Below are 14,419 nucleotides of genomic sequence, written 5' to 3'. Positions count from 1 at the left end.
TATATTCAATATAGATACTTATTTATTCTTTTCATAATAATGTTTTTATACTGATCACTGCCATATTTTGTTAAATGATGGGTGTCGTATATATAGGGAATGCCAGATGTATTTACTTTTTGAATATGAACATTTAATAAATCTATATAATCATTTTTCAAATTAGTATTTAGAAAATCATTTACTTTCTCATTTTTTTCTTTCCATTCTATATTAGAAGGCTGAATTATATTATATTTTTGCTGTAAATAATATGTCGTTGGATAATCAAAATAAAATGTATCTGTTTGCCCTAAGTACAATGTTTTAATATTATATTTAGCAAAATAATCTACACTAAATTTAAGCTTTTCAGCTAACTCTTCAGTTGTATATCCTGAATAATTAGAATTGATTATTACTAATTTCACCTTATTTCTTATTTTAGGAAAATAATCCAAATAGAAATAATTAAAATACTTTTTTGGACCTTCAAAAGGAGTATCTGAATTTACCATTGGGTATGTGCCATCTGTTGTTACTTGTATTAACTGATAATTATCCCTATTAATTATTTCCTTTATCATCCCAGACATCATTCCTGCATGACTGTCTCCCAAAAGAATTACAACAGAATCTTTTTTTACTTTAAGATTTGACAAATCATATTCATCAAAACTTTTTTCTCCATTTTTATGCTCTTTATCAAAATTATATTGCAGGGTTGCCTGTTCACTAAATTTATAATCTGACGTAAAAAATATTAAATTTTTCACAGAACTGTCTATCGGAATTTTTTGATAAAACTTAGTAATAAAAAAAGATATACTGAAAAGAATCAAACTTAAAATTAAAACAGGTCTTATTTTTTTATCATTGGTTTTTTTCTCAATTACATAATAAGAAATTATTGCTAATATAAATGACAGGCAGATGAAAAATATTTTATACCTTAATCTATCATTTACATTAAAATATACGCTCAATACCCAAAAAGGCCAATGCCATAAATAAAGAGAATATGAGATATTTCCAATGAATTTAACAATTTTATTTTCTAAAAATTTGAAATCTATATTTAATAAAAGAATGACTGTGGTTGATATAATTGGAATGACTGTCAGTAAAGATGGCCAAAGAACTTTATATTCTTTAATTAAATAAATACAGCTAAAAATAACCAATAAGCATAAGAAAAACATTACTTTTTTCACATTCAGACTTATTCGCTTAAATTTATCCTCAAATATAAATGCTAACCCTCCAAACATCATCTCCCAAGCCCTTGGATAGAAAATATAAAAAGAAAATGATTTATCTGAATGCGTATGGAATAGCATAGATATGAATGAAAAAGCCATTATCAGACAATACAATAATATAAACTTCTTTTTATGATTTAAATAATATTTTCTTATTAACATCAATATTAGTGGAAATATCATGTAAAACTGCCACTCTACGGATAAAGACCATGTATGCAAAAGAAAATTAAACTGTGAGGCAGTACCAAAGTAATTAGTATTTAAATAATAGAAAATATTAGAAAAAAACAAACTGCTGGAATAGAACCCTTTCAGATAATTAATAATTTGAGTTGGCACAAGGATTCCTACAACCAATACAAAAAACGAAATCATGGCAAGCAATGCTGGAAATATTCTTACAACTCTTTTTTTATAAAATGACAAGAGATTAAAATTTTCATTTTTAAAACCAGAAAGTATAATTCTAGTCATTAAATACCCCGAAATAACAAAAAATATATCTACTCCGACGAATCCTCCTGAGAAAAATTTAAATTTGAAATGAAATAATAAAACGGCTAATACAGATATAGCTCTTAAAAGGGAAATGTCATTTCTAAACTTCATACATTTTGTTTGGGCAAATATAATTTTTTTAACTTTAAGGAAGAATTTTTCAATCACGGGATTATGAAGAAAATATTAAAAATATTTAACAGATAGTATAAAAAATCCCAGCCAAAAGACCGGGATTTCTGTTTGAAAAAAGTACCAACTAGTTTTCAAACTACAATTTAGCTATATGAATGTTTTGTGGTGTAAAAATTAATTGCACATCGTCAGAAACTGATGACTCATCTGGACTTTGAATCTGGCGTCTGATTTTAATTTTATGTAAATCGTACTTTCAAAAGCGCAAACATCTTTTAATTTCTGATCAATAAATTCCGCGATCTGAACAATGGAGAAAATAAAATCTCTGTAAACAGCGATGTTCACTGTTTGTCCGTAAACCGGAAGATAAGCTTTCAGGAACGGAATCGTCGATTGATGCTGATTGTAATTCACACAATACCCTGCTCCATTTCTTGAAGTAATTATTTCATGATTGTTTATAAAATCAAGGATATTTTTACCTTCTTTGTCGTTATTTTTAGAAAGATATTTGTTGATTTTATCTAAAATATGTTGCGCATATTCCATCATCGTGATAGTTTTCCATTCGAATATATGGTTTATGCTGTTGGAATTTTTTGTAGATTTTCCGTTTTCGCAGCTTGTACAAAAGGAAATCCCGATCTTTTCATGATATGGAAAAAAGCAATCTTTAATCTGAATCGAAACATCCGCCTGCAATCTGTCATTCTCAAAATTGTAATACAAATACGGACTGTATAATTTCGAAAGCTCTTTGAGATAATCTATCTCATTGGTGTTCTGATATTCTTCAAACCATTTTTCAAGGTTGTCGTAATAGCGGTTTTCAAATTCATTAAAACTTAAATATAATGGCAGTTCCATAGCTTTGTATTTTTGATATGACAAAACTAATGGCGTAATACGACAAAACTTGACGTAATATATTTTGTTTTAAAATTTCTTTTGTCTTGAAACAAAAGAAACAAAAATTCAAGACTGAGAAACTTCCGCTAAAAATTATTTCCGTTCTCTAAAAATTCTAAAACTTGCGCGAGTTCAATATTTATTCTTCGGTTCAGCATTTGTTTCGCGCTTCGAACAGAAGAATTTTCTTAACGTTCACAGAATTAATTTTCTTAACGCTCCATTTTCTAAGGTCGTTATAAGTTGAAAATAGGAACTTATCAACAAAATCATTCATCATTCATCATTCATCATTCATCATTCATCATTCATCATTCATCATTTATAAACAATTACTTATCGTAGTTCGACATGATAAATTCAAAATAGTGAATCATTTTCATGTAGTTTTCGATGCTGAGATATTCGTTGGTGCTGTGGATGGATTGTTTTTCGGCATCGTTAATCTTGATCGGCATGAAGCGGTAAATATTTTTGCTTACGATCTGATATTTGTACGCGTCTGTGGCGCCAACCGTGAGATAAGGCGTCGCAATCGCTGTCGGATGAATTTCTTTGATCGCAGCTTCAATTAATTTAAAGGCTTTAGTATTGGTCGGAGAAACGGCGGAAGCTTCTTTTACACTATCGATATCTTCAATTTCGACATCGAATCCTTTGGTTGCGTTTGCAATGTGTATTTTCACATCTTTAACCGTATTTCCAGGAAGAAGCCTGAAATTGACCACAAATTCAACTTCCGGCGAGAGGACATTCGGTGCATCACTTCCTTTCATCATCGTTAAAGCGGTTGTCGTTTCTCACTAAAGCATTGGTGGAATTATTCTTGGTCAGCTGCGATAAAAGCACAGGTTTCAATAACCATTGATTGGAAATTCCCATTCGATTCACAAAAGACATTGATCCACCGATATTGGTGAAAAACTGATTAATTAACGGGGTGATCATTGGTTTCATCTGATCGTGTTCCAATCTTTGCATAATGACGGCAGCTTTTCCGATGGCGCTTTCCATCGGAGGCATCGAAGCGTGTCCACCCAACCCTTTTACTTTAATTTTAACGGATAGAAAACCTTTTTCTGCACAGCCGATCACTGCAACATCAGAATCGATTCCGGCAACGCTTCCCTTTTCTAAAATTAATCCGCCTTCATCATAAACAGCATCAAAGTTTATGTTTTTACTTTTAAAATACTCTGCAATTTTTGCAGCACCTTGTTGTCCGCCAACTTCTTCATCAAATCCGAAAGCCAGATAAATATCCCGCTGAGGAATGTGTTTATTTTTAATTAAATTATTCATAGATTCCATCAGAGAGAAAAGCATTCCTTTCATATCGATTGCTCCTCTACCGTAGATTCTGCCATTGGCAACTGCTCCGGAAAACGGTCCGAAATCCCAGTCTTCAGAAACTTTTGAAACCGGAGTCATAGGTTTGTCATCCGGTCTGAAAATATTTTCACTTTTATCTTTTATATCTGCATCTCCGGGAGGAACAACGTCGGTGTGGGAAAGAAATAAAATCGGATCGAGAGAAGGGTTGCTGCCTTTTAGCTTAAAAACTAACCCGTATTTATTAACCTCGGTGAACTCTGTATTTTCATAAATCAATGGATAAGAAGTTTTCAGATATTCTTTTATTGTATCAAATGTTGAGTAATCAAATTTGCCCAATTCGCCTGAAGAAACTGTGGGAATTTTCAGTCCGCCTGAAAATCTTTGGACAGCAGAGTCGTTTTTAACGAATTTCCACCCTTGGGAAGTTGCTGAATTTATTTTTTTGAAAGGATAGGTGAAGGTTTTGATTAAGATAATGATTATTAATATGATAAATAGGCTTAGGATGATGAAGAGGAGTTTTTTCATGGAATATTTATGTTTGATGTTTTTTATTTCTCTCTGATTTTGCGGATTACGCAGATTTTTTATTTGAGTAAATATTTTGATGATGATTTTATTTAATAATAAATATAAATAAAGCTGATTTTGATTTGGAATTCTATTCCCGAAGTTATTAAAATACTGCTTGAAGTTGCAAAAAGTATTTTAATAGTTATTACAATTTAAATCAAAGTAATAAAAATCTTATTCAAAGTTTGAAGAAGCATAACCGAAGTTGCTTATTTACTCATTAAAGTTGTTAAAATTCTTTTTGAAGTTATAAAAAGCTTAGCTAAAGTCAACAACAGTAATAATATAGTTTAAAAAATATTAACCAAAGTTTCTAAAATCTATTTTAGAGTTCAACAAAATAAAAACTCCTGTATGAGCTTTCTAATTCATTGCAGGAGTTATTTTAATCTTTCTCAAATTTTCAGATCACGATTTCACTTTACTAAACAATATCCCAGAAATTTGTTTGTATTGGGGACTTGTTGCTCCAAAAACGGACTTTACATATTGCTTGATCTCTTTCGCCACCTGACAAAGACCCGTAAAATCATTGTACAATACCTGATCTCTGGATAATCTGGCATTGGAATATTCTGTGTAAGCATGAATAAGAGTTGTGTTCTTACCTTTCATATCCGTCAGCTTAGCTTGTAATGAAACAATTTTCAACTCTTCTTCGTTGGGATTATACGCTTCACTTTGTTCCAAAACCTGTATTAAGTTAGAGAAGTTATTAATCTTACTGTCGTAGCTTTGTTGTGAAGTGGAAATCGTTTTTGTTACAGGTTCTGGATTTTCCTCAGAAGAAGGTTCAGAAGTTTTCGCTTTTGTTTTACCCTGCAACTTTTTGTTGTAAGATTTTGCATTACTAAGCATAATCGGATTGGTTTCTGAAACAGCCAAGGCATTAATGATTTTTGTAGCTAAAGGATTGAGTTCCTTAAAAATCTCCGCCCTCTGATTGGTAGCATTATCAAAGACCGTCTTTTTGGTTTGCGTTTCTGAAAGTTTCTGAAATGCATCCTGATAAAGAGTTTCGAGACCTGTAATTTTTAATTCTTCTTTTACCGGATTATACTTTTCGCCATATCCTTTGCAAAAAGAGATTACATCCTGCAGGTTGGCAATGTTTTTTGCATGACCTGTTTCGCTCACAGAGCTTTTTGTGTTTTTCATATTTGAATTTTTTTTGTAAAACAAATATATATTTTTAAACGATTATTTTCTTAGAAACGAAAATTAATCATTTAACATTCAGTTTATTATAAAATTTTAAATTAAAATTATTTTTGTTGTAATGGAATTCTTTGTTTTTTGAGATTTTATAGAATTATTTTAAGGGATAAAAAAACCACTGCTATTCTGCAGTGGTTTTTTGTTTAAGTGGCACGAGCAAGATGCTCGCGCACAATGTCATTAAGTTAAGGATAGAAATGTTTAACATTACTATTTAATTTCAGTAATGATGAGGGTTAAATGAGGTATCTTATTGGCGAAAATGATAAATAAGAGCTTAACTTAATGACATTGTGCTCGCGACAGCGGAAGACTGTTTATAATATATTTATTATTTTAATATATTATCCCTAATAGTACTAGAGAATAAAAAACAATACATAAGATAAAAGGAAATACAATACTTTTCTTTCTATACTTAATATTAGGCAAATACTTATCCCAAAAATAAAATTGAAGAATTGATGCTCCGATAGCTGTCATAAATATAAGTATTAAAATATAATAGTTAATAATATAAATTTTGGTAATCGTATAAGTAATATACAAAAAGACAGAATAAATAATACCAAATATAATAATAATTAGTCCTTTTCTATTTTTTGTTAAACTAAATAAATTAATCGCAAGTAAAATTGCTCCTATATGTATCCCCAAAAAAATACTAAAAAACCAAATAGATTTTTGAGAATATAATTCAATATCTGAATTTTCATTATCAGCATTAATATCCCAAGTATTATTCTCAGTATATTTTAAGTCTTCTTCTTTTTTTATTTTAATTAACCCTTCAATACTATTTTTCTTAATATCAGAAAAATTAACACCTCTATTTTTCAAAATATCATAAGCTATTTCAATCGCTTCATAAACAAAAGGAGAATCTGAACTAATATATTTTTCAAGCTCCTTAGTTGTCATTTTTTCCAGTATATTTCTTTTTGCCATAATTTTCACCAAGCTGTTCTAGCATTATATGCTTTGTTTCTAATATGTGTACCCCATTTATTTAGCCACTTTTCACCTTCAGAAGACAAGAAGAATGCACCATCAACCATACCTCCCACAGCCACTCCTACTAAAGCTCCTATAGGTCCTCCTAATCTTCCAAGATTTGCTCCTGTTGCTAAACCTAGCCCTGCACCGATTGTAGCAAATGACTTAACAACAGTTTTTGTCATCTTAAATTGATATTCTGCTTTTGTTAGAGTTCCATCCTGGTATTCTAACTTCGTCAGATATATTTCTCCCCCAGCATCTATGAAATCAAGTGGAGTTCCAAACTTACCAATAAAAGAGCTTCCTTTAATAGGTTCATACAACCAACTATCTACATTTTTCAAGCTTTCTAAGGTTTCCCTTGCTAGCTTTATTCGAACTTTTTGTTTCTGAATTTTCGGTTTATCATCATCTCCAAAACTAAATTCATTCATTCTGTGCATTATATGATTAAACCCTGCTACAAATCCTCCAATTAAAGCCCCTTGCCAGAAGTTCCCTCCTGTCAATTCAGAGCCAACTCCTCCCAAAACGGCTCCAGAAGCAATGGTTCCTACTGCACTGCTTGCAAACTTTCCTGCTGCTGCACTAAAAGCAGAAGCACCTACGCTTCCTAAAAATCCAGAAGTAAAAGCACTTCCAAAGCCTTGCCCTTGTACTAAAGACAATACGCCCTGTGCCAAAGCATGTGCAGTTCCCTGTACTAAAATAGTTCCGAACCTCCCAAGTTCTTTTGCAATTTGAGTAGCCGTACCGGCAGAGGTGACAAATACGCTCCCTATACCATACGTCACAGCAGCGGATGCAGCACCAAATAAGGTAGATTTAAAGAAGCCTCCCAAATCCCAATTTTGTCCCGTAATGGAAACCATAATAGTATAACTAAATGAGGCTACCATAGCTCCGATAATTACGGCTGATAACAATGCAGATTCAACAATCCACTCGCCATTCGGGTCATTAAACATCAATGGATTATTCATCACATACCCATACTTATTGTAGTTCTGGGTATTGGTAGGATCCTGAATATTCTCATCAGCATTTAAAAATCTCCTTAATAGTGGATCATATAACCTTCCGTTCATATGAATAATCCCCACTTCTGCAAAATGCTCATGGCTGGTGTATCCTCTATCTAATAATAAGCCTCCGCTCGCAATAAAATTATTAATCTGATCACGATTTGTAATAGCAGTTTTCGTTCCTTTCATGAAATGGGTCATATTACCCCATGCATCAAAATGTCTTTGCTCTAATTTGTAACCTGTTTCATCAGTGATAGCTAAAACACTTCCTAAATAATCTTTATGTAAGAATTTATATGAACCTGTAGTCTCACTATAATTTTTAAGATAAATAATACTGCTTTCATAAGGAGTTCCTCCGATATACAAAATATGTTTTTCTTTACCTGTAATATTATCTTTTACTATTTCAAAACTTCCATCTTCACTGTAGAACTTGGTAAACTTGCCGTCTCCATCAATACTAAAGTTCCCTCCATAAGTAACTCTCTGTCTCATTGAAGTTAAACCATACTGGAAAGCAACATCTCCTTTTATTCCATCAATGAAAACAGGATCATTATTCTCGTTATATGCAATACTCTGGATTAGATCATTATTATAATTTTGAGTTCCTGCGGCATTCAGGGTCATTCCTGTTGGTTGATAGATCTTTGCAGAGTTTTCATACTTCATGATACCCACCTCATCATTCTCCATGATTCTACCTTTCACATCATAAACGTTTCGGTTTAGAGGCTTAGCACCCGTTACAGGATCTGTCCAACTTATCAGTCTGTTATTATCATCATAATCGAAAAGTTCTGTAATATTAAAATCACCTCCGGTTGTTCTGCTCTTGAGTTCATTTTTAATAGCATTGAATGAGTACGAGATTTGGAGAATGCTTGGTTTTACTGCCGATGAATGGTTAACATTGGTCAAGAATCCATTGCTATCATAAGTATTATTGACATTCACAGCTCCCAGCTTTGCTTTTAACACCTGACCTTTGGCATTGGTCTCCTGAAGCTCCCATAATATTTTTCCTGAAGTTTTATCTTTAACCTGATACAATTTGCCATTCCACGCACTGTATACATTTTCTATCTGAACTTTAGTCAAAACACCCGAAGAGTATAGCTGTTTTTCATAAGAAATAACTCTAGCTTTATCATCATAAGTCATATCTTTCTGCATGTAATACTTGCCATTACTGTTTTCCGAGGAGGATAGAACCCTTCCCTGAATGTCATAAACCACGTTAGAACTATATGCTTTCCCTTTAGATGTTCCAGATTTTGAAATTACTCTCCCCTTGTCATCATAGGAATAAGAAATCATTTTATTAGTAGCCTGTCCGCCATCAGTGATAGAAAGTTCTTTTTGGGAAATTAACTGTCCAAAATTGTTATATGTAAATTCCTTAGTACCTTTTGGACTGATAACCTTCTTCGGTTGTCCGAAACCGTCATATTCATATTTATACAATCCGTTGGAAGGATCATTAAATTCAGATTTTCTTCCCCAAGAATCATATTTTGTTGTAACAATATTCTCTGCATATTGTGCTTTAATTTGTTCTCCTGCCGCATTGTAAGAAAATGTAATAGTTCCTCCTTTATCTGTCGTAGAAATTACATTTCCTAATGCATCTGTGGTTTTGGAATTAGTTCTTCCATAATCAGAAGGGTTTATTTCTTTAACAGTAGTAATATTTCCGGAAATTGTGGTTTCCATCTGCTTACCATTAAATGAAGTAGTAGTTACTTTAGCAGGGAAAAAATTATCATTATAAGCAATTGTATTCCATTGGCTAATACTCTGACCTTCAAAATATGGTTCTGACTCTTTCAGTTTCCTTCCTAAAATATCATATTGAATTTCTTTGGAAATATATTGCCCTTGGCTAAATGCTTTGATAAATGTTTTATAGTCTTGTCCTAATTTATTCGTAAATTTCTTAGATACACCCCCATCAGACTCATATTGGGTAACAATGACATTAGAATTGCTATCTTTTTCATAAGTATAGGTAGTTGTTCCTTCTAAATTGGTTTTAGATTTGATCAGTTTGCCCCACTTATCATATTCATTAACTAAAGTATTGCCTAGCGGATCGGTTTGTTTCTCAATCTGTCCCCAGTCATTATATATAATTTGGGTAATTAAGCCTAAATTATCTATTTTCTTTACCACAAACCTTCCTTTCGTATCATATTCAGCAGTTGTGTTTTGAGTTTGGGAGTCTACACTGTTGCTGATCGTTTTCTGCGTTACATTCCCAAAATCGTCATAATTATAGGTTTCCTGTGAATAACCTGTATTGTCCCTGTTCCACGTTTTTAAGGTTTTTAACAGATTGTTTTCATATACATATTCTTCTTTAGCAGATTTGGTATCTCCGTAAGCCTGTATAGCATCTGTTTTAATCTTCGAACGACCAACATAATAATCAGAACCTGCTGCTGATATATTATGAACATACTCAAAGGTAGAAGTAGTTATGGCATATCCATTATTGATATTGGAGATACTTTGTACCGGAAGATAATAATCACCATAAGTAATACTTCCTGTCATACTAGTACCTGTTAAAAAATCTTTTGTACTTGTACTTATAGGAACAAGAGCAGTAACTACCTTGGCTTTGTCAGCATTTGTAACAGCAGTTACAACTTGACCGTTTACCAGTTTATCAGCCTTATAAACAGTAGACTTGAAACTCAATAATTGTGTATTATTCTCAGAAATATCTGCAGGGAAAATTAGATTTTCATTATTCGTTCTAATTGACCATTCTTTTACAGGCATCCCATCGTTTAATGGGTCAATCTCTGCTCCTGACCAGACTTTAGTGTTTTCAAAACCTTCAGCATACCATGAGGAATGGGCTGCTTGACGAAAACCTATCATGCCTTTGCCTGTAAAATGGCTTATAAAACCTCTGTATTTGAAATCCTGAATTAATATTCCATTAAGAGTATTTTGTTTAAGCTTTGATACCGCTACTGATAATGGGATTTGTTCTAGTTCAAAATAAGGAAATAATTCCTTTTTGATTGGTTTGTAGAAATTAGCATCCGCTTTAGAATCAAGATCTTGGTAAGAAATATCTGTTGTAACACCACCTTGTTTAATAAACTTTACTCTTGCTAAAGTAGGAATATAAGTATACCCATACTGAGTCACATAGTTATAGTCACAACCAATTACCCCTGAACAATCGTCTGGTCTGCCTATTGATATAATTTGTTGATTAGTTCTGTTTAAACTCAGAGTTCCGAAAGGAATAACCTTTTTAGCATATTCTCTTCTCCAATCTCTTACTCTATAAAAGTTTAAATCTCCGTTTGTTTGGATAGGTGAATCTAATAGACTCACATTATAATCTCCTCCTGCGCTTGATAAAAATTTCTTGGCAAAATTTGCAGAATTATCTGTTGTCGTTTTATTAACTGAATAAACAAAAGTTCGCAAAACAGTTTTCTCCTGGTCATGATGGGAACTCCATTCATGATTATTGATAAAAACATAGCTCACAACAATATCTGATTTGCCGTCTGCATCGAGATCTGCAATATTATATTGAAAATATCTACTCTCCGAAAATGAACATCCTCCTCCTGCTTCCCATACATTATGGCTACTTTCCATCAATATTTCACTTCCAGAACTATAATAAATAAAATTATTTATCTCGGATTGATTGAATTTTTTCCCATCAGAGGTATATAAATTCCAGTTATAAGATTTATTAGCCTGAGGAACTAAAATATCTACTTTACCATCTCCGTTGAAGTCACCAAATAAAGCTCCAGAGGAAACACCTTGGAGCTTTTGCCCTGAAAAATTCCCGATACTTACTTTTAAATAGTTCCCGGAAGGCTGTTTACGATAATTATAAACATCACTGATCGTTCCGTCAAATTTTATCTGGATAATATCTTGTATTCCGTCCCCATTTAAATCAGCAAAACGGTTATTTTTATTATTATCCAATGAATTATTCATATTTACTCCTTCATCGTACTTATAGATACTGTTATTAATATCTGTGTTTTCATCAATATCTACCAAAAATGATGAATAGTATGTGAAAATATCTATTGTACCGCCAGGTTGTACTATGTTAACCTCAGGATCTTCTAACTCTATGCCTGAAAGATCATCTCCATGTTCTACATTCGAAGAATTAATTCGGGGCTCTAAGACAGGTAACTGGTTGTTAACAGGTTCTTCTGTGTCAGAATTGCCAAGATTAGAAGATATATTAGGATATGGCGGACTTGTGCATCGATTTCTCTTGTTGAATCCTATCATCAGCTCTGAAATACCATCCCCGTCATAGTCATAACTGTCCAAATAGCTTACATTAATTGGTACGGATGCAGTACATTCGGAACCACCACTCAGCTCACCACCGGGATTAAATATACTATAAGGTATTACTTTTGAGTATTCTAATTTAAATTTAAAGTCAGAAATATCTACCGTATACACCAGTAATTCATAATTTGGTTTATTAGAATCCGAAGTTCCTACTTTGTGTGGTATTACTATACCTACCTTATTTTTTACATAACCATCTTTTTTAAAGGTTACAGCTGTAGCTTTCGCAAATTCGTCAGATGTAAACCTATTAAGCTCATATTGTAATGGCATAATTGGTACATCTTTATAAACTGAATTTTTTAAATTTATAATTCCTACCGGACCAGATGGAGAGGTTCCTGGATTAGGTATAAATTCAAGATAATCGGTAATACCATCCATATCAAAATCGCCATATTTTTTTGTATTATTAGTAGCGATACTATTTTCTTTGGTAGTTTCTTCATTACTTGATTGGTATAGCTCATATCCTATTGCAATGGGATTAGCTGCTTGATCATTGGAATTATATTCTGTTATTTTATTTGCAAATTGATAGCTTGTTCCATTATCAATATATTCTACAGCATATCTTTTAAATTGATTGCCATTAGTTTTTACAATAATTTCTTTTAGCAGCTTATTTTGTACAAATTTAATTCCACTTAAATAATTGATTTCGTTTAAGATTCTTTCATTAAAGTAATTGAATTCAATCTTATTAAAGTTTGGTTTGCTTGCTTTTTCATTTCCTCCCCATTCTATGCTTGATATAACAGCCACATTAGTAGAAGCAGCCTGAGAGTAATTATAGGTAATATAATTCCCTTGTGCATCCTTCCACTTGACAATATTATATTCCAAAGGAGTTCTTGCAGTGCTATTTCCTGAAGCAACTGTACCATACCAAGCTTGAGAGCCATCCTCAAAAGTTAATTCCCAATATTCCGGACCCTGCCATGCCTGTCCTGTAATTGCTCCAATTGATTTAATTTTAACATTAGAATACTTGTCAGTCACATATTCTGCACCATCTTTTCCATATTCCCCAGTCTTTAAAATTAGCCTTTGCCCATTAAAACTGTAATAATCGGAGTCGTTTAATTGAACTCCTTTAATCTCATTGTCTTTTTCAATGTTTTTACCAATCCTTGAAATTGTGGTGATTCTGCTAAATTCCAACCATAACCAGCAATTCCGTTTCCAGAGCCACTAATGTAAATTAGATTAACCTGAGGGGCAACACTTTTCACTCCCGGAGGTAGAGCAACAGGTAAAGTAAACTGTAATTGTCCTACACCATTGACCTCAATATTCCCCTTAGTGTCATGAAACTTATTGTCAGTTGTTTCAATAGTCCCTGTTGGATTACCAGCTCCTGCTCCGGAATCAACAGGTCCACCTCCCGAATTTCCAGTAGCAGCACCAATCTTAGCAATAAAAGGATTCGACACGCTTCCTGAAGCATGAAACCCTTGTGCTAAAACAACCGCTTGCGGATCTTGCACCGTTCGGGTTGTACTTTCTGCCTGATATAGTATGGTCTGCGAAAAGCCCATGACTGAACACAATGACAGTATAAATGATGAAAATAATTTCATATTTGTTAATAATTATTTTGGGTTAAAAGTTTTTATCGTTTTGTAATATTTTTACTGAACACTCTTCCATCTTTCAAAGTAAAGTGTAATACATAAACACCCCAGTCATAGCCAGTCATATTAATTTTTAACTGCTTATTCAAACTAGGAATATTTTGTTGTTGGAATTTCCAGTGCGCCGTACTGTGCTGATAAAGTGCTACAGATTCAATAAGACCATCAACTTCCTCTGTCCAGTCAATTGTAAGATAATCATTGACAGGAACAGGATATAGTCTTAACTGTTTCCAGAAAGCTTTTTCATCTATAACAAGGTCTTGTTTTACAGTTGCTATGGTTTTTATTTCCTCAACTTTTTTTGCTTCTTGAGTTTGCTCAGGAGCTTGTTTCCCAGCCGAATTTGTTCCTCTGTAGCGTTGGTTTCCCGCTTCATCGTATTTAAAGTAAACTTCAGTTGCCTGAGAAAATCCTAAAAATCCTATTAATAAAGAAAACAGAGATAGTATTTTTCTTTTCATTT

At 32.7% G+C, this 14,419-nt stretch carries 9 protein-coding genes; all 9 read right to left on the bottom strand.

The window, feature by feature from the left end:
• Positions 1-5 precede the first annotated feature (5 nt).
• Complete coding sequence (locus J3D55_RS06670; RefSeq protein ID WP_259129410.1) at positions 6-1,853, bottom strand: acyltransferase family protein; 1,848 nt, start codon at positions 1,851-1,853, stop codon at positions 6-8.
• A 198-nt stretch (positions 1,854-2,051) separates the two neighbouring features.
• Positions 2,052-2,747 (bottom strand): hypothetical protein, encoded by a 696-nt coding sequence (locus J3D55_RS06665; protein WP_259129409.1) that lies wholly within the window; start codon positions 2,745-2,747, stop codon positions 2,052-2,054.
• 374 nt (positions 2,748-3,121) lie between these two features.
• Positions 3,122-3,568 (bottom strand): zinc-binding metallopeptidase family protein, encoded by a 447-nt coding sequence (locus J3D55_RS06660; RefSeq protein ID WP_259129408.1) that lies wholly within the window; start codon positions 3,566-3,568, stop codon positions 3,122-3,124.
• The gene (locus J3D55_RS06655) at positions 3,552-4,655 is read right to left on the bottom strand and encodes a M20/M25/M40 family metallo-hydrolase (protein WP_259129407.1); all 1,104 of its coding nucleotides are present in this window, start codon (positions 4,653-4,655) and stop codon (positions 3,552-3,554) included. The genes J3D55_RS06660 and J3D55_RS06655 overlap by 17 nt, the downstream gene beginning before the upstream one ends.
• Positions 4,656-5,108: 453 nt before the next feature.
• Positions 5,109-5,858 (bottom strand): hypothetical protein, encoded by a 750-nt coding sequence (locus J3D55_RS06650; protein ID WP_259129405.1) that lies wholly within the window; start codon positions 5,856-5,858, stop codon positions 5,109-5,111.
• A gap of 396 nt (positions 5,859-6,254) precedes the next feature.
• Positions 6,255-6,866, bottom strand: a complete 612-nt coding sequence (locus J3D55_RS06645; RefSeq protein ID WP_259129403.1) for a hypothetical protein — start codon at positions 6,864-6,866, stop codon at positions 6,255-6,257.
• Positions 6,867-6,871: 5 nt separating this feature from the next.
• Positions 6,872-12,589, bottom strand: a complete 5,718-nt coding sequence (locus tag J3D55_RS06640; RefSeq protein ID WP_259129402.1) for an RHS repeat-associated core domain-containing protein — start codon at positions 12,587-12,589, stop codon at positions 6,872-6,874.
• 809 nt (positions 12,590-13,398) lie between these two features.
• Entirely contained in the window at positions 13,399-13,899 is a 501-nt protein-coding gene (locus J3D55_RS06635) for a SpvB/TcaC N-terminal domain-containing protein (RefSeq protein WP_259129400.1), read from the bottom strand.
• 32 nt (positions 13,900-13,931) lie between these two features.
• Entirely contained in the window at positions 13,932-14,417 is a 486-nt protein-coding gene (locus J3D55_RS06630) for a T9SS type A sorting domain-containing protein (protein WP_259129399.1), read from the bottom strand.
• Positions 14,418-14,419 lie beyond the last annotated feature (2 nt).

It is taken from the genome of Chryseobacterium ginsenosidimutans, from assembly GCF_024807225.1.
Classification (GTDB): domain Bacteria; phylum Bacteroidota; class Bacteroidia; order Flavobacteriales; family Weeksellaceae; genus Chryseobacterium; species Chryseobacterium ginsenosidimutans.
The sequence above is the reverse complement of the archived record's forward strand: the minus strand, read 5'-3'. Positions and strand labels throughout refer to the sequence as shown.

What these genes read in the sequence shown, in the direction of transcription:
- J3D55_RS06655 (WP_259129407.1), bottom strand. Translation starts at nt 4,655, where the DNA reads ATGAAAAAACTCCTCTTCATCATCCTAAGCCTATTTATCATATTAATA.
- J3D55_RS06630 (WP_259129399.1), bottom strand. Translation starts at nt 14,417, where the DNA reads ATGAAAAGAAAAATACTATCTCTGTTTTCTTTATTAATAGGATTTTTA.
- J3D55_RS06670 (WP_259129410.1), bottom strand. Translation starts at nt 1,853, where the DNA reads ATGAAGTTTAGAAATGACATTTCCCTTTTAAGAGCTATATCTGTATTA.
- J3D55_RS06660 (WP_259129408.1), bottom strand. Translation starts at nt 3,568, where the DNA reads ATGATGAAAGGAAGTGATGCACCGAATGTCCTCTCGCCGGAAGTTGAA.
- J3D55_RS06645 (WP_259129403.1), bottom strand. Translation starts at nt 6,866, where the DNA reads ATGGCAAAAAGAAATATACTGGAAAAAATGACAACTAAGGAGCTTGAA.
- J3D55_RS06635 (WP_259129400.1), bottom strand. Translation starts at nt 13,899, where the DNA reads ATGAAATTATTTTCATCATTTATACTGTCATTGTGTTCAGTCATGGGC.
- J3D55_RS06650 (WP_259129405.1), bottom strand. Translation starts at nt 5,858, where the DNA reads ATGAAAAACACAAAAAGCTCTGTGAGCGAAACAGGTCATGCAAAAAAC.
- J3D55_RS06665 (WP_259129409.1), bottom strand. Translation starts at nt 2,747, where the DNA reads ATGGAACTGCCATTATATTTAAGTTTTAATGAATTTGAAAACCGCTAT.
- J3D55_RS06640 (WP_259129402.1), bottom strand. Translation starts at nt 12,589, where the DNA reads ATGCCATTACAATATGAGCTTAATAGGTTTACATCTGACGAATTTGCG.